A 20,744-nucleotide genomic window follows, 5' to 3' on the forward strand; every position below is an offset into this window, starting at 1 on the left:
ACAAATGCTCATCCATCATGTTCCCTCTATAATATCGAGTTTATTGCCACAGTTGATCTGGAACAAAGATAGGCAAGAGAGAAAAGTCTATTTGACTTTCGATGACGGGCCTGTGCCAGGCGTTACAGATTATGTGCTGGAAATGCTGGATAAAAGAAAGATGAAAGCGACCTTTTTTATGGTTGGTGATAACATTCGGAAAAACCCGATGCTTGCCAAGGAAGTGCTTACATGTGGACACAAAGTTGGAAACCATACTTATCATCACCTCAATGGTTTCCAAACAAAAGAAGCGGTCTATCTTCAAGACATAGAAAAATGTCAAGAGACAATAGGCGAACATTTGGGGGTTTTTACTGATTTATTCCGCCCGCCCTATGGAAGAATGACCAGAAACCAACACAAAAAAGTGAATAGTACCCATCAGGTGATCATGTGGGATGTACTTTCCGGAGATTTTGATCTCAATCAACCAGCTGAAAAATGCCTTCAAAAGACCATAAAATATACCAAAAACGGTTCCATCGTAGTTTTTCATGATCAAGTGAAAACAAAAGGAATATTGAAAAGGGTTTTGAACCCTTACTTGGATTTCGTTTCGGATAATGGCTTTGAAACCGGACTTTTGTAATGGGGATCCTCTCACTATCTCTCGTGGTTTTATTGTTGTTCCAGGACTTCGTATTGATTTTATTATTAAAGGACAATTTTAAGCGGTATAAAACCGGAAATCTCCCTTCATACCCACGCGCCAGCATCTTGATTCCTTCTCGAAATGAAGCCAACAATCTCCCCGGATGTCTTTCCTCTTTGGAAAAACTGAGTTATCCTTCGGACAAAATTCAATTCATTTTGGGAGATGACCACAGTACCGATGCCACCAAATCCATCCTGGAAGCTTGGGTGAAAACCATGCCCAATGCAGCATTCATTTCCATTCAACCCAATCCGAAGCCTGAAAACCAGCTCAACGGCAAAGCAAATGCATTGGCACAAATGGGTGCAATGGCAAATGGAGAGGTATTGTTGTTTACGGACGCGGATTGTTTGGTCCCAGAAGGGTGGGTGGAAAAAATGATTGAAGGGTTGGGGCCAGAAGTGGGGATAGTGACCGGTATCACCACAATAAAAGGAAAATCCAATTTCGAAAAATTCCAGGCCTTTGATTGGTGGCTCAGTTTGGGGATGGTTAAGGTGCTGGATGACTTGGGTGTTTCCATTACGGCAATGGGCAACAATATGCTCATTACCCGGGAAGCATACGATAAGGTTGGTGGTTTCGCAGGGATCCCATTCTCCCTAACAGAGGATTTTGAGATGGCCAGGAGCCTGAAGAATATTGGTTATAAAGGAGTCCACCAGATAAGTCCAGAAAACCTCATCGAGACAAAAGCACAATTGGATTTTTCAAGCTTATTGGAACAGCGCAAAAGGTGGATGGCCGGTGCTTTTACTTTGCCTGTCTATTGGAAGGTTTTGCTGGCGATCCAGGTGCTGTTTTTTCCAGCGATACTCCTAGTCCTTTGGTTTTTCCCCGTCATTGGGCTAGTAGCTTGGAATGTGAAGATTTTCTTACAGAGTCATTTCATCCACCGATTTGCAGTATATGCTGGGGAGAATTTAAATTATTCGGATCTCCTTCTTTTTGAAATTTATTATATGATTACCGCTTGGTCTACGATAGTTTATTATTTTTGGCCTTCCAAAACGGATTGGAAAGGAAGGCAGTACTTATGAATTTCACAGATACGCATGCGCATATTTATTCATCAAAATTTGACGGCGACAGGGCTGAGATTATAGGGCGCTCCGTTCAAAATGGGGTCCACAAGATCTACATGCCCAATATCAGTGTGGAATCCATCGATCCAATGCTGGATGCCGAATCAAAATACCCCGGAATATGCATTCCCATGATGGGGCTTCACCCCTGTGATGTAAAGAAAGATTTTGCCAAGGAATTGTATGTGATGGAAGAATGGCTTGAAAAGCGTCCTTTTTCAGCGATCGGAGAAACTGGATTGGATCTCTATTGGGACAAAACCTTCTTTGAGGAACAAAAAGAATCCCTAAAAATCCATATCAATTGGGCAAAGCAGAAAAATCTCCCCATTGTACTCCACTGTAGGGCATCGATGGATGAAACGATCAAGATCATCAGAGAAGAAAAAACAGCTGCCCTCAGGGGGATATTCCATTGCTTTTCAGGTTCGCTCGAACAAGCAAGGGAAATTATTGACTTGGGTTTCTTACTTGGGATTGGAGGAGTTTCCACATACAAGAATGGTGGTTTGGACAAAGTGTTTCCGGGAATTTCTCTGGAGCATGTCGTCTTGGAAACAGACAGCCCATATTTGGCCCCCGTTCCTTTTCGCGGGAAAAGAAATTCCCCGGAGTATGTTCCGGTCATTGCCGAAAGGTTGAGTTTCTTGACTGGAAAAACAATACAAGAGGTCTCCATCATTACAGAACAGAATTCCCAAAATATATTTCATAGGTTTTAGCGATGAACTACAAAATAGTAAGACTCAGTACTGCCGCAAAAGACGATATAACCTCATCGGTTTTGATCATATATACAGGTGGGACACTAGGTATGGCCTACGACGAATCCGGGGCGTTGGTACCTTTTAATTTTGGTCAAATTCTTGAGAAGATCCCCACACTCACGAGCATGAATATTGCGATCACGGTAATTTCTTTTCCGGAGCCTATTGATTCCTCGAATGTCAACATGCAGCACTGGGTGGATATGGCCTATATCATTTATGAAAATTACGACAGCTATGATGGGTATGTCGTGCTTCATGGGACAGACACGATGGCGTATTCCGCATCAATGATGAGCTTTATGTTGAGCGGTCTGAGTAAGCCTGTGATTTTCACTGGCGCACAATTGCCCATCTCCGCAATGAGATCAGATGCCAGGGAAAATCTGATGACCGCCTTGGAAATTGCCACCGCAAAAGCCAACGGTAAACCCATTGTTCCTGAAGTTTGTATATTTTTCAACCATAAATTATTGAGGGGAAACAGGTCCAAAAAAGTTCAAAGCATACATTTTGATGCGTTTGAATCGGAAAATTATCCACCACTGGCTGAGGCGGGCATCATCATAGATTATAATTATGCGGCCATCAGGCCTTACGAAGAAGGAAGAGAATTGAAATATTTCAATGGTTTAGACAACCGCGTGATGGTCATCAAACTTTTTCCTGGGATTACCTCCAAGATTATAGATAGCTGTCTAAATATTGAAGGGATTCGTGGAGTGGTGTTGGAAACCTATGGTTCAGGCAATAGCCCAAGCGAACCTTGGTTTATTCAATGTATGGAAAGGGCTGTCAAAAAGGGGATCATTATATTGAATGTGTCCCAATGTAACGGGGGCAGGGTCATCCAGGGAAGATACGAGACGAGCAAGGATCTTAAGAGGGTAGGGATTTTAAGTGGAGGAGACATCACCACAGAGGCAGCCATCACGAAGATGATGTTTCTTCTGGCCAATGAAACCGAGGAGCATATTATAAGAAGGAAGCTGATCACCTCTTTGGCGGGAGAAATGTCATTGCCCGGGTTTTGATAGATGTTTTTTTATAGATTCACCACATTAAATGAGAAACAGAGCGAACTTTCTCTACGGAAGTTAGGATTGGCTGAAATTTTTAATTTTCTTTGCACTCCGATTCAGCTGAGGTATCAAATAGAGAGGTGTCCGAGTGGTTGAAGGAGCACGCCTGGAAAGTGTGTATACTCGTGAGGGTATCGAGGGTTCGAATCCCTTCCTCTCTGCATTATTAATCCCTAACTGTCTAAAAATATGATAGTTAGGGATTTATTTTTTAAGAGGGTAGTTGATTGTGTTTTCGATTTTTTTACTCAATCAAAGAAAAAACTTTCAAAGTTGAGTCAAATACCTATTCTAATAACCCATGACTGACCCAAGTATTCAGTCCCTTCATTTCGAAAGTTTCTGTTTGATTCATTCATGCAGGAATTTTCTTTCACCATCATCCAAGTGTTCATCTTGCTGAAATTTGCCAGTCAATCACTCTTCTGACTGCGGTACCCAGCTGGAATATCTCAAGATTAAAAAAAGGCCAATGCCAATTGTCTTTCTGTTTTAAAACTTCAGACAATTAGAGTTGGCCTAATGTAAATTAAAATAATTTTTATTTGCTGATTTAATCGGTGTTGTGTATTGCCTCTTCCATTCTAGCATGAAATAGTTTAATAATCAGTCAGTTGTTTACTGTTTTTGATTTCACCATATTGGTAATACGGGTTATTCTCCAGTCGGTCTGATTTTTTTGCATCTCAACTCCTGGAGTAAAGCCAATACATGTTTTGGGTTTAATGATTTTTCATCCGTCCAAGCCTGGTACTTAGCAAATTTTTCAATTTATCAACCGCTCCTTTTACTGCATGTTCATCTGAATCGGCTTGGTTGGTCACCGCAAGTGGCTGCATACCCTCTACTCGAGCTTCAAGCAAACAGCGCCTGTCCTCAGGCCCTTCCTTACTTCCGTTTTCATCCGAAAGGTGAACTTCTATTCTTGTGATTTGTCCATTGAACCTGTCTAGATCTTTGGCTATAAGTTCAGAAAACCAAGCGATTTTATTTTCGCTTATTTCTACATTTTTGTCGGTGTTTATCTGGATTTTCATTTGTTTTTATTTTTTATTCAAAATTAAAGGGAAGCTCCCTGTAGGAAAGTTTATTCCCTTCATCATTTTTTTATTTAATCCCCACAAGTCTATTTACTTCTCTTAAATCAATAACGGTATATGGCCGCAAGACCTGTTTCGGAGGGCATACTTTCAGTAGGAACCACGATGACTTTTCCACCCATCTTCATGACCAATTCCCCCATATCGTCCAAAAGATCATCAACTCGCGGATTGTCCAAGTCCTTCTTTTGTGTATTTCCAGTAACCAAATTGGTAATCCGAACAGCGATCACCCTATCTGCTTCTACGAGAAGGGTGTCAATTCTGCCTTCCACAGCCGCAATGGCTACCTCTATATAGTCATCGCTGCCTTTTCCATTGGCTCTTTCCTGCTCAAACCTATCCACTGTATTTTTTAATCTTTTTAAATATTCCGGTTCCATGACCTCCCAAGCCCTTTGGGCAAGAATTTCTTTTGAGACCGATTTAGGGTTTACGGTAATCCCTTTCTCCAACAACAGTGGGTTGATGTTCACTTCGTGAAATTGATGATGGTGCTCTGGTAAAGCCGCCAGAATAAGGGGCAGACCTGTAGGCCTCGAATAATTTTCATAAATTGACTTTCCAATCACACGGAAAAAACGTTCGGCATCCAAGTCCATTTCTTCTTTTTTGCCTCCGTGGCCATGGTGCATATTTGAGCTCTCACCACCCGAGCCACCATAGGAGGCAACGGTAGTGTGTTTATCTGTCAATTCATCTCCCAGTGCATCTTCGATCGTTGCGGGTACATCTTCGGAGAGTACTATCGGATCCAATGAATGCCTGTTCCCTTCAAATAGCTGGATATCGTGGTGGCTTACACCCAAAACATGAAATCGGTCAGTGGACTGCAAATATTTCCGGAGCGGTTTTGTATGGAAACTGTCCGCTGCAATGGCTAATTCCTCCACGGAAACCTTTAATTTAATGACTTCAAAACGGCCATTTGTGCTGAGTACTGCAAGACCCTCAGTAGTATGGTTCCAAAAATCAGCATCTTCAGCAAGTTTTTTTAGCGGCTCAAGATGGGTGGTCGTCTCAGTTGTTGAATATTTGGTCAATATGGATTTTTCGAGTTCCTTGATCAGATTGTTAAACCTGATTGGATCCTGAAGATTTTCAGGATGGGACCTGTGCGTGGGCATGTAAAGCGATAGACAAAGCTCCTCATTCACGTTCAGAAGCTCTTGAATCAGTTTTTCGGTTAGTAATTTCATATTTTTCTTTCGTTAGTAATAAATTAGGTTTCATTTTAGAATATGAGGCAAAATAGCATTCAAAAAATGCCGTGAAAATCACGTGTTTCGTAAAGATAGATTTTTCAAAGTTTAAAAATGTTACTTAAATTTAGGGAATAGTTACATTATTATTGTCTTTTCACCTTGAGGGCAGTGATAAAGTCAAAATCAATTTCTCCGAACTTCTTTGTTAGGAAAACCTAAGAATAAAATCCACGCAAAGAATCTTGTTCCAGCCCGAAATAGCCTTTTTTGGTTAGGAAATAGCCAAAACTTAGCCCTATTGGATTGGAAAGCGGGATTTTTCAGGGGCTTTTATTTCAAAGAGATTTAGTTTTTAACAGGGCCCAAAAAAAGACAATCCTTATGCGAATATTCACAGCTAAACCGATTGTTTTTCAGTGATATAGCAGTAAGTTTATTCCCTGGAAAAATGGTTACAGGGACTTGTCCTTGTCTCCGCTGACAACTTGAATTGGAGAAAGGAAGTGTGGCGCAGGGTAATGGAGGATTTCAGACTCTTTTTTTCATCAATTGATTCAACAGCATTTAAACTCCCTTTACCGTAATAGTTTTTCCGTTCACATAATTTGTCTAATGTGTTCAAAATAGATGATTTAGCTTGCAAAGAATATAAATACAGTGACGAAATTTAAACTATCTAAAAAAATTATGATTGTATCCATTGCAATTTGAATTGAAAAAATGATAACTTTAAAATTCAATATTATTCAAGAAACCATTAACCTTTATCTAAAGTCTATTTAAAATCTAAATTATGAGAAAGCTAATCACTTTGTTCATGCTTACTGGAATCCTTTTATCTCCGGTGATCTCGAAAGCTCAAGACGCAGCCACAGATGCTGCTGCTGTTGACACAACTGAAACCGTTGAAATAGCTCCTGTAGCTGCTCCAACAATCGTGGATGATGAAATTATTGAGGAAGAGAAAGGCTTCCACCAAGTAATCAAGGAAAAATTCATTGAAGGTGATCCAGCTTACATGGCTCCGGTATTGATCTGTTTGATTTTGGGTCTAGCGGTTGCGCTTGAAAGAATCATTACTTTGAATCTATCTACCACCAACACCAAGAAATTATTGCTTAGAGTGGAAGATGCATTGGAACAAGGAGGCATTGAAGCGGCAAAAGACGTTACAAAAAGCACAAAAGGTCCAGTCGCGTCCATTTTTACGCAAGGCTTGATGAGATATTCAGAAGGAATCGAGATGGTTGAAAAATCAATTATCGCCTATGGTTCTGTTGAAATGGGAAGATTGGAAAAAGGTCTTATCTGGATCTCTCTTTTCATCTCTCTTGCTCCAATGCTTGGGTTTATGGGTACAGTTATCGGTATGATTGGTGCATTTGATGCAATCGAAGCTGCTGGTGATATTTCTCCTTCGCTTGTAGCCGGTGGTATTAAGATCGCTCTTTTGACTACAGTTGCGGGTTTGATAGTTGCGATTATTTTGCAGTTGTTTTACAATTATTGTGTCGCTAAGATCGATTCTCTTGTCAACGACATGGAAGATGCTTCTATCTCTTTGGTAGACATTCTTGTAAGGTATAAACTGACGAAATAATTGATTGTTGAATGAAAATTCAACAACCAATTGTTCATAACCTAGAAATAAATTAATATGGATATAACAGATATTTCCTTATACCTATCCTATGTTTTAGTATTAGTAGGTATAATTCTCGCAGTAGTAATGCCATTGATTAAGTCTTTAGATGATCCAAAAAGCCTAGGTAAAACATTAGCCGCTGTTGTAGGTTTGGTGATCATTTTCTTTATCGCTTATTCAATTTCAGACGGGGATGTGTTGCCCAAGTTTGCAGCAGAACCCTTTAATCTTACCGAAACATCATCTAAGTTAGTTGGTGGCGCGCTCATGACTGTCTATGTGTTGTTTTTCATCGCATTGGCAGGGATTGTCGTCACTGAAATTACTAAAGCTGTAAAATAATGGCAAGGAAGAAATCAAGAATGAGTACGGAGGTAAGTACAGGGTCGATGGCGGATATCGCTTTCCTGCTCCTTATCTTCTTCCTCGTTACCACCACAATTGCTTCGGACAAGGGTATTCTTAATATTCTTCCTCCAAAGCAAGATCCGAACGTACCGCCACCTGATATCAAGAAGAATGAGCGTAACATTTTCAACATACTTGTAAATGCAAATGATCAGCTTCTGGTAGAAGGAGAATACTTGGACAATACCGAATCTTTATCTGACGATGTGAAAGCATTTATTTTGAATTTTGGTATTCCAGATTCAGAATATGCCGAATTGTACAACGGGTTGCCTGCAACATTGAAGGCAAAGTCGAACAAGGATCCAAGTTCTTCAGATCATCCTGGTGAGGCTGTTGTCTCAATCAAAACCAATAGGGGTACTAGCTACGAGCGGTATCTTGAAGTTCTTGATCAAGTCAAAAGAGCTTATTTTGAGATCTATGCGGAAAGGGTTGGCATCACAGCCGATCAATACAGAGCACTTACTGGGAAATCAGCCTCAGAGAAAGATCTTCAGGACAGAGGGAAAGAAGGAATTCCTATGGCGATTTCAATTGCTGAACCAGATAAAATAGGAAGTTAATTATGGGTAAATTTAAGAAAAAAACCAAAGCTGAGATCAGTATTCCAACATCAGCTTTGCCGGATATTATCTTTATGTTGTTGTTCTTTTTCATGGTGACCACTGTGCTTAGAGAACAGGATCTATTGGTAGAACAAAAGCTCCCTCAAGCAACTCAGTTGCAGAAACTTGAAAAGAAGTCTTTGATTTCCTACCTTTTCGTAGGGAAACCCAAAAACGTTTCCTTGTATGGTTCAGAGCCAAGAATTCAAGCCAATGATGTTTTGATCAACACCAAAGACATCGTGCTATGGGTGAATCAGGAAAAAGACAAATTGGGAGAAGCTGAAAGAGATCAAATTACCATCTCCATGAAGGCAGACAGAGAAGTGAAAATGGGTCCAATTTCCGATATTCAATTTGAATTGAGAGAAGCGGATGCACGTAAGTTAATGTATGCTTCAACAGGAAAAGTTGAGAATTAATCTTTCTTAATGATTTATATTGAAAAGCTATCTCGTTTGAGATAGCTTTTTTAATTTTAATCCGAAAATGGCCTTACCAGAACTGAAAAACAAGAAAAAGATTCAAAGGGCTTGGACGATGTACGATTGGGCCAATTCTGTTTACAGTCTGGTCATTACTTCCACCATTTTCCCAGTTTACTTCAATGGCGTAACCAAATCAGATGAATTTGGATATACAGTAAAATTTTTTGGCTTTGACATTGTCAATACTGTTTTGTACTCCTACTCGATTTCTTTTTCCTTTTTGATAATTGCATTTTTGTCGCCATTACTTTCTGGAATGGCTGATTATGGAGGCAAAAAGCTTCTTTTTATGAAAATCTTCACTTATATGGGTTCTCTTGCATGTGTAGGTTTATTCTTTTTTGATGGGGATAATCTTGAATATGGAGTCATCTGTGCAATGCTGGCAAGTATTGGTTATGCCGGTAGCATAGTTTTTTACAATGCCTATTTGCCAGAAATAGCAAATATTGAAGAATATGATTTCTTAAGTGCCAGAGGCTTTTCTTTGGGATATATTGGAAGTGTGATTTTATTGGTGGTGAATTTGTTTATGATCCAGTCTCCTGAATTTTTCGGAATATCTGATGGTGGGCAAGCTGCCAGGTGGTCTTTTTTAATTACAGGTTTATGGTGGGCTGGTTTCGCACAGATTCCTTTTCATTTCCTGCCCAAGAATCCCTACAATCGAAAAGTCCAAAAATCACTTTTTTCGAAAGGGTATCATGAAATCAGAAGAGTGTTCAAAGAAGTGCGGGAAACTACAGTGATGAATAGGTTTTTGGCCGCCTTTCTTTTCTATAGTATGGGAGTCCAAACAGTCATGTACCTTGCAGCATCTTTTGGGGACAAAGAATTGGGTCTTCCTGGGGACAAGTTGATTGTGACGATTTTGATTATTCAATTTGTCGCCATTGGTGGGAGCTTTCTGTTTGCCTACGTATCTAAACTCTTTGGTAATAAAAACTCTTTGGTCATCATGGTGTTTATTTGGGTTTTTATTTGTGTTGCCGCATATTATGTCATTTCCGAATACCAATTTTATGCCTTGGCTTTTGTGGTGGGAATGGTTATGGGTGGGATCCAATCCCTTTCCCGATCTACCTATGCGAAGTTGATTCCTCCTGATACAATAGATCATGCCTCTTATTTCAGTTTCTTTGATGTTACCGAAAAGATAGCGATCGTACTTGGGACATTTTCTTATGGGTTGATCGAACAACTCTCAGGAAGTATGAGAAATAGTTCGCTTGCACTCGCTCTCTTTTTCTTTGTCGGCTTGGGATTTCTTATATTGGTTAAAATACCCAAAAGGAATCTAGAAATGTCTTCCAAGGTCGAACATGCTTAGTATTATTCCCGGTAAGAAGGTTTCTCAATTGGACCAAGCACATATCCAAAGAGAAGGTATCAGTGGACTTGAACTAATGGAAAGTGCTGCAAATGCTTTTGTCTCCTGGTTTATCGATAAATTCAAGTCCCCCGAGGTTCCAATTTATATTTTTTGTGGACCGGGCAACAATGGTGGAGATGGCATTGCGATCGCAAGGCTCTTATATCAAATGGGGTATCAGATAAGCATAATTAAATTCGAACATCTTTCTAATTGTTCCTCCAATTTTCAAGCGAATTTCAATCGGTTACCAAAAACCATCCCGATTATGGATTTTGATACCTTTGAATTTATTCTCCCTGAGAAAACCTTTGTTATTGATGCCGTATTAGGGGTGGGTCTTGATAGGCCACTTTCTGGAATTTACCTTGATTTAATTCTAAAACTGAATGGTTTGTCAGCCACAAAAATTGCGATAGATATTCCTTCAGGAATTCCGTCGGATGGGGTTTTGGTAGGGGATGCCTTTCATGCGGATTATTCTGTTACTTTTCAATTTCCTAAGTTGGCAATGCTTTTTCCCGAGCATGCTTTGTACACAGGGGAGATTATAATTGTGGATATCGGTATTTCCGATGGTCTTTTGAACCAATTTGGGGAAGATAAATTTTTCATTCAGAAAAAAGATTTGGCTATCCGTCATAAGTTCTTCCATAAATTTAGCCACAAAGGAGATTTTGGAAGGGTGCTTTTGATTGGTGGAAGTCCCGGTAAAGTTGGTGCGATTTTGATGGCGAGCAGGGCTGCGCTAAGGACCGGAAGTGGTTTGGTCCATTGTCATCTCCCTGGATCTGAATCCTCTTCCTCTCTTGTCGTTGCCGCGGAAATAATGGCGGTTGCGGATAGTGAGTTGGAAATGTTGGATAATTTTGATGCGATTGGAGTTGGGCCTGGTTGGGGGATTCAAAATGATTTTTCCTTTTTTGAAAGCTTATTGAATCGATTTCGAAAACCTGTCGTCATCGATGCAGATGGGTTGAATACGCTTGCCCTTTATCCGCATTTGTTAAAATTATTACCTTTACAGAGTATTCTCACGCCACATTTTAAGGAGTTTGAAAGGTTGGTCGGGGATTGTTCGAATCATTTGGAAAGGTTGGAGAAGGCAAGGAGTTTTTCCCGGAAAAACAATTGCATTTTGATTCTTAAGGGTGCTTTTACCTCGATTTCATTGCCCAACGGGAAGCAGTTTTTTAATTCTACCGGCAATCAATATATGGCGACCGCTGGGTCAGGGGATGTTTTGACTGGAATAATCACTTCCTTTTTAGGCCAGGGATATTCATCGGAAAATGCCGCTATCTGTGGGGTGTATCATCATGGATTGGCCGGGGAGCTTGCCTCAGTTTCGAAAAAGAGAGGAATGATTGCTTCTGATATCATTGAAGCCATTCCAGAAACCTTTGTCCAAATGCAGATTTTTTAATTCCTGTGTATCTGAATGGGTAGAACTTTAATTTGCCCCAAAGAGTTAAGGTTTTGTATTTTATTAGGATGAAGAAAGAAAAACTTTTGCTTTGGACCCTTGCGGCCATCAATTTCACACACATTGTGGATTTTATGATCATCATGCCCCTGGGGCCACAATTGATGAGAATGTTTGAGATTACACCAAGGGAATTTGGCTTATTGGTTTCTTCATACACCTTTAGCGCTGGATTCAGCAGCTTTTTGGGCGCTTTTTTCCTGGATAAATATGATAGGAAAAGCATTCTACTTTGGGTTTTTGTAGGTTTTCTTTTGGGGACTTTGGCTTGCGCCCTGTCTCCGAGTTATCCGGTCTTGTTAATGGCTAGAATTTTTTCAGGCTTTTTTGGGGGTTTGACCTCTGCACTGGTTTTGTCCATAATAGGAGATACCATTCCTGAAGGAAGAAGGGGTAGGGCAATGGGTTGGGTGATGGCAGCGTTCTCCGTTGCTTCTGTTTTTGGTGTCCCTTTTGGATTGTTCATTGCAAGTATGTCCACTTGGCACGCACCATTTTATTTTCTTTTGGGGTTGTCGGGGATTATTTTCTTGATGATTTTCAAATTTATCCCTAAAATCACACAGCATTTGGGAAAACAAATAACAAAGCCCACCCCAATTCAAGTAATTAGAAGAGTGACAGGTAATCCCAATCAAATGAGGGCAATTTCATTGACCATCATGATGATGTTGGGTCAATTTTCCATTATTCCCTTTCTGAGTCCATATATGGTGGCCAATGTTGGTTTTACGGATATGGAACTTACCTATGTTTATATGGCAGGTGGTTTTTTCACCATCTTCACCTCCCCTTGGGTAGGTAGGATGAGTGATCAATATGGGATGATCAAGGTCTTCAGCGTTTTTATGGCCTTGAATATTATCCCGATTGCCATTATTACGAACTTGGGTGTGACGCCTATTCCTTATGTTTTGTTGGCGTCCACCCTGTTTTTCGTGACTTCCAATGGTAGAATGGTTCCCGCAACAGCCTTGATCACCGCTACCGCAAAAATTGAAAATAGGGGGAGTTTTTTGAGCTTCAACTCATCAGTCCAACAACTTGCTGCAGGTCTTGCATCTTTTGTTGCAGGGATGATCCTAGTGGAGGGTGCAAATGGAGAATTGATCAATTATAACATTGTGGGTTATGCGGCCATTGGTCTCAGTTTACTTTGTATTCCGTTGGCAAGAAGGATTAAGATAATTGAATCACTTCCGATTATAGGGGATGAAATTCCAGCAGAAGAAGTTTCCAACGAAGCCTAAAAAAAAAGGTCATGGGATTTAGAACCCCATGACCTTTTTTGTGATAATGATTTAAAACTTAAAATTCTGCATTACCAGGTGTTCTGGGAAATGCGATTACGTCCCGGATATTGGACATTCCGGTAACGAACAGCACCATTCTTTCGAATCCCAAACCAAAACCGGCATGTGGAGCGGCACCAAATCTTCTCGTATCCAAATACCACCACATTTCCTCTTGGGGGATATCCATTTCTTCCATTCTTTTGGTCAATAGCTCTAGGCGTTCCTCTCTTTGGGATCCACCGACAATTTCTCCGATTCCCGGAAAAAGAATATCCATGGCAGCAACTGTTTTGCCGTCATCATTTTGCCTCATGTAAAAGGATTTGATCTCTTTTGGATAGTCGGTCAAGATAACGGGTTTTTTAAAATGTTTTTCTACCAGAAAACGCTCATGTTCTGATTGTAGGTCTACTCCCCAATCTTCGATCAGAAACTGAAATTTTTTCTTTTTGTTCGGAGTGGAATTTTTGAGAATATGGATAGCTTCGGTGTAGGTTATTCTTTCAAATTCATTGTTGACGACAAAATTCAACCTTTCCAATAAGCCCATTTCACTTCTTAATTCAACCTTTTTTGCCTGATCTTCCTCGGAAGCCCTTTGGTCAAGAAAAACAAGGTCATCCTGGCAGTTTTCCAAAGCATAGGAAATCACATATTTCAGAAAGTCTTCTGCCAAGTTTTGGTTGTCCTCTGCGTCAAAGAAGGCCATTTCAGGTTCAATCATCCAAAATTCGGCCAAATGTCTGGCAGTATTTGAATTTTCAGCCCTGAAAGTTGGCCCAAAGGTATAGATCTCCGAAAGTGCCATTGCTGCCAATTCCCCTTCCAGCTGTCCTGAAACAGTTAGGTTGGTCTCCCGCTCAAAGAAATCTTCCTTGTAATCTATTTCCCCTTTATCGGTTTTGGGTGGGTTTTTAAGATCGAGTGTAGTCACCCTGAAAGTTTCTCCTGCTCCCTCGGCATCCGAAGCGGTAATTATAGGCGTGTGGATATAGAAGAACCCTTTGTCATTGAAATATTTATGAACCGCAAAAGCAAGGGCGTGGCGTACTCTGAATATAGCCCCAAAAGTATTGGTCCTCATTCTGAGGTGGGCGATTTCCCTTAAGAACTCCAAGGAGTGTTTCTTGGGTTGAAGTGGGAATTTTTCAGGATCTGCTTCCCCCAGGATCTCTATTGATTTGGATATGATTTCGGTTTGTTGGCCAGCACCCTGAGATTGAACAATTTCACCAGTGACTTTTATGCAAGCACCAGTGGTGATTTTCTTCAAGATATCTTCAGGGATCAAATTCGGATCCGCTACTGCTTGGTAATTTTTGATTGTTGAGCCATCATTCAACGCGATAAAAGATACGTTTTTGTTGCTTCGCTTCGTTCTTACCCAGCCCATGATTGTAACATCGTGACCGGTTTCATCACTTTCCAAAAGTGATTTGATTTTAATTCTGCTGTTGAATGCCATCTTTAAAGATTATTAATTCCGTTTTTATAATAGAACATGAGTTAGTTCGGGTAAGCGGAATGCAAAAAAACGATATTCTTAGCTTTTTATCAAAAAATTGATCTTATTTCCTAAATTTGGAAAAGAAAAGTGCATTGATCGCCTTAGTTCATAGGTTTTTTCTTTCCACTCATTAATCAAAAGTATCCTTTATGCAAAAATTAAATTTAAGTCAGGTATTATCCCAGAAACTTTCCCCTCAGCAAATTCAATTTATAAAATTGTTGCAGGTGCCTACGGTCGAGTTGGATGCAAGGGTAGAGGAGGAGTTGGAAATAAATCCTGCTTTGGAAGAGGGTAAAGATGAAGAAAAAGACCAGAATGAGGATGAATTTCCAGAGTCATATGAGGAGGATTCAGGGAAGGAAGAAAGCGATGTGAATATCGACGATTATCTGAATGAGGATTATGGAGGATACAAGATGCAAGGTGATGGGAATTATTCCCCTGACGATGATGATCGAGAAATCCCTATTTCAAGCGGGGTATCGCTTCATGAGCAACTGATCACCCAACTTGGTTTTTTGAAACTGGATGAGCATCAGAAAATTATTGGAAGACAATTGATTGGGAGTATAGAAAATGATGGGTATATCCGGCGGGATTTGGAAGCCATTATCAATGATCTTGCATTCAGTCAAAATATGGAGATCGATATCGATGAGGTAGAGGAAATCCTAAGAAAAATTCAGGCATTTGATCCAGCTGGAATTGCTGCTCGAAATCTCCAAGAATGTTTATTGATCCAATTGGAACGCAAGGAACATTCCGATGACCCTACTGTCATGAATGCAATTAGAATTGTAGGGGAGTGTTTTGAGGAGTTCACAAAAAAGCATTATCCCAAAATTCAGAAAAAACTGAACATTGAGGATGATGAATTGAAGGATGCTATCCAAATGATCACCAGGCTTAACCCCAAACCGGGGGGAGCTGCGGATGGAATGGTCAAAACTCAGTATATTTTCCCGGATTTCATTCTCAATAATGTGGAAGGGAAACTTGATATTTTGCTTAATTCTAAAAATGCGCCGGAATTGAGGGTAAGCAGGTCTTATTCAGAGATGTTCAATGCGTATGAGAAAAGCGACAAAAAAGACAAAAAGCTCAAGGAAACGGTCACTTTTGTGAAGCAGAAACTTGATGCAGCAAAATGGTTCATTGACGCCATTAAACAAAGGCAACACACCCTTCTTAAGACGATGCATGCCATTTTGAATTTTCAAATTGATTTTTTCCAAGATGGTGATGAGACCAAGCTCCGGCCAATGATCCTGAAAGACATTGCCGAAAGAATAGATATGGATATTTCTACGGTTTCCCGAGTGGCCAACAGTAAATCGATTCAAACTGAATTCGGTATTTTTCCGCTGAAGTACTTTTTCTCAGAAGGTATTGCAACGGACTCGGGTGAGGATGTGAGCAATAAAGAAGTGAAAAGTGTTTTGCAGACGATGGTGGATGAGGAAGATAAGCGCAAACCGCTCTCTGATGATAAATTGGTGAAGATGCTGAATGGAAAAGGATACAATATTGCAAGGCGAACGGTAGCTAAATATCGTGAGCAATTGCAAATCCCTGTGGCAAGATTAAGAAAAGAACTTTAAGTGGGTAGAAGACTTTCAGAAATAATATCATTGCTGTTTCAGCCTTTGGTGATGCCCTCCTTGATCTTTTTGTTTTTGCTTTACGGGATGCAGGAGTCCAGTATAGCAACTGGGGGGGACAAGAATCAGATTTTTTCGGTAATTGTGGTCAATACTTTGGTGTTGCCTTTGTTCATGATTTTCATATTGCGATTAACCAAGGTTATTCCTTCGGTTTTAATAGAGGATAAAAAAGACAGGATTTTCCCGTTTTCGATTATCAGCATGTTGTATTTCATTACTTCTTACTTGTTTTATGTCAAAGCATGGGTCGATTTTACTTTGGTCTTTACCTTGTTCGTCCTGACGGTTTGTTTGATACTTTTAACCAGCATCACTGTTTTTTGGAAAATTAGCGCCCACATGACAGGGGTATCGGGATTGCTCGCAATTGTTTTGGTGATGAGCCTTAGGTATCCAATGGTCGATTTACTCTATCCACTCATCGGTGTTATTATTTTGTCTGGTGCAATTGCCTCTGCAAGACTTCACCTAAACGCACATTCTCCCCTAGAAATATTCGGGGGGTTTTTGTTGGGCTTTGTCGTCTGCTTTTCATCTTTTTACTACCTTTTGTTTACATAAAAAAAGACCGGATTTCTCCGGTCTTTTTTTATGCTTGTTTTTCACTTTGGAATCTAAAAGAGTGCTACCGACAATCCAAAATTAATTTGATTGGTTTTGGTATTGAAAGGTCCTTTATCCTTAGAAAACACTTCATTTAACCCATAATATCCCCAAACATTGAAGCCAGACGTCCCAACCCTTGTCAATATACCGTATCTGATTGGATTGATCCCGTACGATTGTTTATCCTTTATTTTTCTTTCTAATTCATTCTCATCTGTATAAGAGATTTTTGTTTGCGAATCAAAAAGAAATCCGATTTTCCCTCCAACGGCTATTCTCATCCCCTTATCATAATTGGTTTTATTAAAATGATAACGGAATTCCAACGGGATATCCACATAATTGAGAGATACGTTGTTTTTTCCGATGGTTATTTCATCCCCATATACATCCTTTACTTCTAATAATCGACTTGAAGTTGGACCTTTCAAAGGATCATTGAATAAATTTTGGTCTTCTTTGAAAGCTAATTTATCCAAACCCAATCCTAAACCCGGATTAAAAGTGACCCCTGAATTCTCACCGAATAATTTGACCGGCAATTGGTAGGAGATGTTAAAGGTTCTTGATGGGAATAAACTGGTAGCCAATTCATCAGGCTTATTGTTTAAGGTATTTAACCCAATGTCAATAAAGAGGTCACCTTTAATGTTAGGCCTTCCCCCTATGGGCGTTTTCTCTTTTTCTTGGGCAAACAATGAGAATGTTATCAAATAAGCCAATAAAACTGCTGTAAGTCTTTTCATGAAAGATGGAATTGTATTAAAATAATAAGGCGCTAAATTATAAAAACATACTTGATTTTTATTCCTTTTGATCTTAATAATTCTTAATAATCAAGTTGGACCGCACTTTGTCTTTTGAAAAATTCGATTGAACTCATTTTTTTAATTTGAAAATATGGTTACATTTGCAATCCCAATACGGCTTCGTAGCTCAACTGAATAGAGCACCTGATTACGGCTCAGGAGGTTTCAGGTTTGAATCCTGACGAGGTCACTACTAGCGCTCTTCAGAGCGTTGTTTTTAACATACTTGTTTTCTTTTTGTTTAGGAGAGAATGAGGTTGAAACGAAAAGGAAGGAGATTCAATCTTCTTCCTTTTTTTGTGCCTATTTCCATCCCAAATCTTCCCATCGTCAGGAAAACCAAAGTGTTTCCATTTGATGAAAGGACAAGTTCAAGCATTCGCTCACGGGCGATTCCCTTGCTTTTCCTAATGGTCCTCCTTCCCAGAGCCATGTCTGCATCGGTAGGATTTCTATTTCTGGAAGGATGCTGGTGTGCCATGATCAACGGAGAAATTTTGGATTTTGTCACTTCATTCAAGACGGACTCGGGGTTCTATAATAAATGCATGTTTTGAATCATTGGTGTGAACCTTGAATGTTGCAATGGGAGCACCCATCAAATCAGTGATGTCGTTGAACCGGTTGACATTCTTGGTATAGACGCATACCATGAATCTCGCCTGAGCATGTGGGATCAACGCCATACATCTGGGAATTGCTTTTTAATCAGTTGACCTGTGTGATGCATTGCCAATTCCATTGCATTTTGAAAATTCAAATAATCAGTAACCTGTTTACTGTTTTTGGCTTCACCAGAACGGTACTGCTCACTATTTTCCGGATAGTCTGATTTTCTTGAGGTTTGAACTCCAGGAGGAAACCAAATGCTTGTTTCGGGGTGAATTACCCTTGGGTAACATCTCTATTGGCTCCACTTTCTTTAGAGGACAACAATTGATTGTAGATCGAAGTCACCCCCAAAACCATCAATCCGGCAATTACGGCCAATAACACATTGTAATAGGCAGGTGCGCTCAAAGTGAGTCTAAGGAATATGGTAGCCAATGCAAATGAGGAATAACGGAAAAGGTTGTAATATTTGGTGTTATATCGGAGTGAGAACAATAAAATGAAAACATCAGTAAAAATCAGCAATGTGTAAAACAACTTGATGCTGTAAATAAACTGATGCATCTGATAGGCCGAAATAATATCGTAAATGCCCAATCCAATAAAAGAAACGGTGAGGTAGATTGAAATAAGTTTTTTGATGGCGACAAACCCTTTTTGCTCCTCATAGCTTTGGGTGATTCGCCTGTGCCGCTGTGCCCTATAAAAGAGGCCTGTGATCAAGAAAATCAATATCGCTCCAAATGCATCTGATACTATAGGTAACAACTCCATTAAAAAGCCCACATCCCAACTTAGGTCACCCAAATAGTGCCCAAACTCTTTGAATGCATCCCTCAGCAACAAGAGCGAAATAATCTCAAACTGTTTGCCCACTGAATCGGCAACGGATTTTGGGATGAGAAATATCAATCCCAACACCTCAAATATAAGCAATACGTTGAATGCCAGCTCAATTGCAAAAAATGCCGTAAAATTCTCACCCAAGTCTACGATCTCTAAATGAGAAAGGAGACCCAAAAACAGCCCTGCCACAAAAAATCCCACGACAATATTACTGATCACTTTGGATACAGCGGTACTTTCCCAATGCTCATCCAATATATCGAATGTGTTAATCTGCCATTGGAAAAATTTCTTGATCATCTTGTTTTTTTTAAATCTTTCGCCTGTTCCAGTTTATCTCACAGCAACCAGTCTCCATTCTTCTTTACAATCTAAGTAGGCGTCTTTGTAGTAAAATCTAATCTTAAGAAAGTGCTGTAGCCAATAGATTTTACAAATCACTTTGAAATTGGAACAAAGTATCTGTTAACCTTTTGTTTGTGAATAAGTTTATTGAATTTATAAAAATCCCTAAACTCGTCTAAGTTTAGTGAATCGGTAAATATTATCGCGTAACAAATATCACATCGCCTACAAATAAGGGGATTCTGGGGAATTGAATTTTGCAGATTAACCGTTTGCGAAAAAAAGGAGGAGTTATCAGCACCGGATTAGATGCGCTTGTTTTAGATACTTGTTATTCAAGAAGGATGATCCATAGAGGATGCATGGTTTGGGCAAGTGACGAAACCATAGCGTCAGATCGGTCCTATTGTTTAGCATCAATAAGCTTTCCTGTTACCCCATCTTGAACTGCCTTTGCTGAATTCATAGGGCTGGAAGGGGGCTTGCCGTAAATTCTGAGTTGGTTTCAGTTGCCTGTTTTGACGAGGTTGCCATTTACATTTCAAAGAATTGGGAGATTACTTCTTGATCATCGAGAATATAGGGCTGATGTTCAGTTCATAATGTTTGATACTGATAATAATGACTTATTCTCTTTGCAAAAAGACATTTTCTTTTGCACCTTTGCAATCCCAAAAGAGGGAAAGCGTTCAGAACGGTAAAACGGGAGGGAAAATATTGAAAATTAAATCTTGCGAGGAAAGACAATTTGTTTACCTTTGCAACCCGCTTCGGAAGGAAGGGTTTGATTTGAGATTAAAATTTTGGAAAACGATTGGTTTTGGATTGCTGGAGCTGGTTTTTTGGAGGAAGGATCGGGTTTTCGGGCCTGGAAATTTTTTCAAAAAAACATCAACAAGTTCAGACAAATTGTTTACCTTTGCAACCCGCTTGAAAAGGAAGAGTGGAAAAGATTGGGGATGGAGACATCACAAGCCCGGAAAAGTCCGGGATAAGTTCATTGAAGTACTGTAAGACAAAAAACAAAAACGATTGCGCGATACGGAAGTATCGTGACCTTGGGCAGGAAGACACAGCAGAGCGATCTGCAAAACAAACTATACAATGGAGAGTT

The 20,744-nt window shown here is 39.8% G+C and carries 20 protein-coding genes and 2 tRNA genes; 15 read left to right on the forward strand and 7 right to left on the reverse strand.

Going from position 1 to position 20,744, the window contains the following annotated elements; translation table 11 throughout:
• Positions 1 to 4 precede the first annotated feature (4 nt).
• The 5 genes from F824_RS0123835 (at position 5) to F824_RS0123855 (ending at position 3,792) form a co-directional block, all read left to right on the forward strand.
• Positions 5 to 631: a polysaccharide deacetylase family protein gene (locus F824_RS0123835; protein WP_019600459.1), complete on the forward strand. Its 627-nt coding sequence runs from the start codon at positions 5 to 7 to the stop codon at positions 629 to 631.
• Positions 631 to 1,737, forward strand: a complete 1,107-nt coding sequence (locus F824_RS0123840) for a glycosyltransferase (RefSeq protein WP_019600460.1) — start codon at positions 631 to 633, stop codon at positions 1,735 to 1,737. Before F824_RS0123835 ends, F824_RS0123840 begins: the two co-directional genes overlap by 1 nt.
• Positions 1,734 to 2,504, forward strand: a complete 771-nt coding sequence (locus F824_RS0123845) for a TatD family hydrolase (RefSeq protein WP_019600461.1) — start codon at positions 1,734 to 1,736, stop codon at positions 2,502 to 2,504. Before F824_RS0123840 ends, F824_RS0123845 begins: the two co-directional genes overlap by 4 nt.
• A 2-nt stretch (positions 2,505 to 2,506) precedes the next feature.
• On the forward strand, positions 2,507 to 3,583 hold the full coding sequence (locus tag F824_RS0123850; RefSeq protein WP_026333898.1) for an asparaginase: 1,077 nt from the start codon (positions 2,507 to 2,509) through the stop codon (positions 3,581 to 3,583).
• A 122-nt stretch (positions 3,584 to 3,705) separates the two neighbouring features.
• Positions 3,706 to 3,792: transfer RNA gene (locus F824_RS0123855), tRNA-Ser, on the forward strand.
• Positions 3,793 to 4,353: 561 nt separating this feature from the next.
• Here F824_RS0123855 and F824_RS0123860 read toward each other — a convergent pair.
• Positions 4,354 to 4,668 carry an HPF/RaiA family ribosome-associated protein gene (locus tag F824_RS0123860; RefSeq protein WP_019600463.1) on the reverse strand — a complete coding sequence of 105 codons (315 nt, stop codon included), beginning with the start codon at positions 4,666 to 4,668 and terminating at the stop codon, positions 4,354 to 4,356.
• Positions 4,669 to 4,775: 107 nt separating this feature from the next.
• On the reverse strand, positions 4,776 to 5,930 hold the full coding sequence (locus F824_RS0123865) for a baeRF3 domain-containing protein (RefSeq protein WP_019600464.1): 1,155 nt from the start codon (positions 5,928 to 5,930) through the stop codon (positions 4,776 to 4,778).
• A 799-nt stretch (positions 5,931 to 6,729) separates the two neighbouring features.
• Here F824_RS0123865 and F824_RS0123870 point away from each other — a divergent pair.
• The 7 genes from F824_RS0123870 (at position 6,730) to F824_RS0123900 (ending at position 13,193) form a co-directional block, all read left to right on the forward strand.
• Entirely contained in the window at positions 6,730 to 7,536 is an 807-nt protein-coding gene (locus F824_RS0123870; protein WP_019600465.1) for a MotA/TolQ/ExbB proton channel family protein, read from the forward strand.
• Positions 7,537 to 7,593: 57 nt separating this feature from the next.
• Positions 7,594 to 7,923, forward strand: a complete 330-nt coding sequence (locus tag F824_RS0123875; protein ID WP_019600466.1) for a hypothetical protein — start codon at positions 7,594 to 7,596, stop codon at positions 7,921 to 7,923.
• Entirely contained in the window at positions 7,923 to 8,555 is a 633-nt protein-coding gene (locus F824_RS0123880; protein WP_019600467.1) for an ExbD/TolR family protein, read from the forward strand. Before F824_RS0123875 ends, F824_RS0123880 begins: the two co-directional genes overlap by 1 nt.
• A gap of 2 nt (positions 8,556 to 8,557) precedes the next feature.
• Positions 8,558 to 9,019 (forward strand): ExbD/TolR family protein, encoded by a 462-nt coding sequence (locus tag F824_RS0123885; RefSeq protein ID WP_019600468.1) that lies wholly within the window; start codon positions 8,558 to 8,560, stop codon positions 9,017 to 9,019.
• 67 nt (positions 9,020 to 9,086) lie between these two features.
• Complete coding sequence (locus F824_RS0123890) at positions 9,087 to 10,415, forward strand: MFS transporter (protein ID WP_019600469.1); 1,329 nt, start codon at positions 9,087 to 9,089, stop codon at positions 10,413 to 10,415.
• A complete protein-coding gene (locus F824_RS0123895; RefSeq protein ID WP_019600470.1) occupies positions 10,408 to 11,883 on the forward strand; it encodes an NAD(P)H-hydrate dehydratase in 1,476 nt (491 codons plus the stop codon). Before F824_RS0123890 ends, F824_RS0123895 begins: the two co-directional genes overlap by 8 nt.
• 68 nt (positions 11,884 to 11,951) lie before the next feature.
• A complete protein-coding gene (locus F824_RS0123900) occupies positions 11,952 to 13,193 on the forward strand; it encodes an MFS transporter (protein WP_019600471.1) in 1,242 nt (413 codons plus the stop codon).
• 58 nt (positions 13,194 to 13,251) lie between these two features.
• On the opposite strand, the gene asnS is transcribed toward F824_RS0123900, so the two are convergent.
• Positions 13,252 to 14,703: an asparagine--tRNA ligase gene (gene asnS / locus F824_RS0123905; RefSeq protein WP_019600472.1), complete on the reverse strand. Its 1,452-nt coding sequence runs from the start codon at positions 14,701 to 14,703 to the stop codon at positions 13,252 to 13,254.
• 191 nt (positions 14,704 to 14,894) lie between these two features.
• Between asnS and rpoN the strand changes: the two genes are divergently transcribed.
• Both rpoN and F824_RS0123915 read left to right on the forward strand, forming a co-directional pair.
• Positions 14,895 to 16,349, forward strand: coding sequence for an RNA polymerase factor sigma-54 (gene rpoN, locus F824_RS0123910; protein ID WP_019600473.1), 1,455 nt, complete (start codon positions 14,895 to 14,897; stop codon positions 16,347 to 16,349).
• A complete protein-coding gene (locus F824_RS0123915; RefSeq protein ID WP_026333899.1) occupies positions 16,350 to 16,973 on the forward strand; it encodes a hypothetical protein in 624 nt (207 codons plus the stop codon). It begins immediately after the preceding gene.
• A gap of 53 nt (positions 16,974 to 17,026) precedes the next feature.
• On the opposite strand, the gene F824_RS0123920 is transcribed toward F824_RS0123915, so the two are convergent.
• Positions 17,027 to 17,764: a porin family protein gene (locus F824_RS0123920; RefSeq protein ID WP_019600475.1), complete on the reverse strand. Its 738-nt coding sequence runs from the start codon at positions 17,762 to 17,764 to the stop codon at positions 17,027 to 17,029.
• Positions 17,765 to 17,943: 179 nt separating this feature from the next.
• On the opposite strand from F824_RS0123920, the gene F824_RS0123925 reads away from it, so the two are divergent.
• Positions 17,944 to 18,017, forward strand: a tRNA-Arg gene (locus tag F824_RS0123925).
• A 51-nt stretch (positions 18,018 to 18,068) separates the two neighbouring features.
• Here the strand turns inward: F824_RS0123925 and F824_RS0123930 are convergent.
• From F824_RS0123930 to F824_RS0123940, 3 genes are all read right to left on the reverse strand, one after another.
• On the reverse strand, positions 18,069 to 18,308 hold the full coding sequence (locus tag F824_RS0123930) for a hypothetical protein (protein WP_236613223.1): 240 nt from the start codon (positions 18,306 to 18,308) through the stop codon (positions 18,069 to 18,071).
• A gap of 31 nt (positions 18,309 to 18,339) precedes the next feature.
• Positions 18,340 to 18,513 (reverse strand): hypothetical protein, encoded by a 174-nt coding sequence (locus F824_RS27640; protein ID WP_019600477.1) that lies wholly within the window; start codon positions 18,511 to 18,513, stop codon positions 18,340 to 18,342.
• Positions 18,514 to 18,712: 199 nt separating this feature from the next.
• Entirely contained in the window at positions 18,713 to 19,585 is an 873-nt protein-coding gene (locus F824_RS0123940) for a hypothetical protein (RefSeq protein ID WP_019600478.1), read from the reverse strand.
• Between the last annotated feature and the right edge of the window lie 1,159 nt (positions 19,586 to 20,744).

This window comes from Rhodonellum psychrophilum GCM71 = DSM 17998, assembly GCF_000381545.1.
In the GTDB taxonomy this organism is placed as follows: domain Bacteria; phylum Bacteroidota; class Bacteroidia; order Cytophagales; family Cyclobacteriaceae; genus Rhodonellum; species Rhodonellum psychrophilum.

What these genes read in the sequence shown, in the direction of transcription:
- F824_RS0123835 (WP_019600459.1), top strand. Translation starts at nt 5, where the DNA reads ATGCTCATCCATCATGTTCCCTCTATAATATCGAGTTTATTGCCACAG.
- F824_RS0123840 (WP_019600460.1), top strand. Translation starts at nt 631, where the DNA reads ATGGGGATCCTCTCACTATCTCTCGTGGTTTTATTGTTGTTCCAGGAC.
- F824_RS0123845 (WP_019600461.1), top strand. Translation starts at nt 1,734, where the DNA reads ATGAATTTCACAGATACGCATGCGCATATTTATTCATCAAAATTTGAC.
- F824_RS0123850 (WP_026333898.1), top strand. Translation starts at nt 2,507, where the DNA reads ATGAACTACAAAATAGTAAGACTCAGTACTGCCGCAAAAGACGATATA.
- F824_RS0123860 (WP_019600463.1), bottom strand. Translation starts at nt 4,668, where the DNA reads ATGAAAATCCAGATAAACACCGACAAAAATGTAGAAATAAGCGAAAAT.
- F824_RS0123865 (WP_019600464.1), bottom strand. Translation starts at nt 5,930, where the DNA reads ATGAAATTACTAACCGAAAAACTGATTCAAGAGCTTCTGAACGTGAAT.
- F824_RS0123870 (WP_019600465.1), top strand. Translation starts at nt 6,730, where the DNA reads ATGAGAAAGCTAATCACTTTGTTCATGCTTACTGGAATCCTTTTATCT.
- F824_RS0123875 (WP_019600466.1), top strand. Translation starts at nt 7,594, where the DNA reads ATGGATATAACAGATATTTCCTTATACCTATCCTATGTTTTAGTATTA.
- F824_RS0123880 (WP_019600467.1), top strand. Translation starts at nt 7,923, where the DNA reads ATGGCAAGGAAGAAATCAAGAATGAGTACGGAGGTAAGTACAGGGTCG.
- F824_RS0123885 (WP_019600468.1), top strand. Translation starts at nt 8,558, where the DNA reads ATGGGTAAATTTAAGAAAAAAACCAAAGCTGAGATCAGTATTCCAACA.
- F824_RS0123890 (WP_019600469.1), top strand. Translation starts at nt 9,087, where the DNA reads ATGGCCTTACCAGAACTGAAAAACAAGAAAAAGATTCAAAGGGCTTGG.
- F824_RS0123895 (WP_019600470.1), top strand. Translation starts at nt 10,408, where the DNA reads ATGCTTAGTATTATTCCCGGTAAGAAGGTTTCTCAATTGGACCAAGCA.
- F824_RS0123900 (WP_019600471.1), top strand. Translation starts at nt 11,952, where the DNA reads ATGAAGAAAGAAAAACTTTTGCTTTGGACCCTTGCGGCCATCAATTTC.
- asnS (WP_019600472.1), bottom strand. Translation starts at nt 14,703, where the DNA reads ATGGCATTCAACAGCAGAATTAAAATCAAATCACTTTTGGAAAGTGAT.
- rpoN (WP_019600473.1), top strand. Translation starts at nt 14,895, where the DNA reads ATGCAAAAATTAAATTTAAGTCAGGTATTATCCCAGAAACTTTCCCCT.
- F824_RS0123920 (WP_019600475.1), bottom strand. Translation starts at nt 17,764, where the DNA reads ATGAAAAGACTTACAGCAGTTTTATTGGCTTATTTGATAACATTCTCA.
- F824_RS0123930 (WP_236613223.1), bottom strand. Translation starts at nt 18,308, where the DNA reads ATGGCACACCAGCATCCTTCCAGAAATAGAAATCCTACCGATGCAGAC.
- F824_RS27640 (WP_019600477.1), bottom strand. Translation starts at nt 18,513, where the DNA reads ATGGCGTTGATCCCACATGCTCAGGCGAGATTCATGGTATGCGTCTAT.
- F824_RS0123940 (WP_019600478.1), bottom strand. Translation starts at nt 19,585, where the DNA reads ATGATCAAGAAATTTTTCCAATGGCAGATTAACACATTCGATATATTG.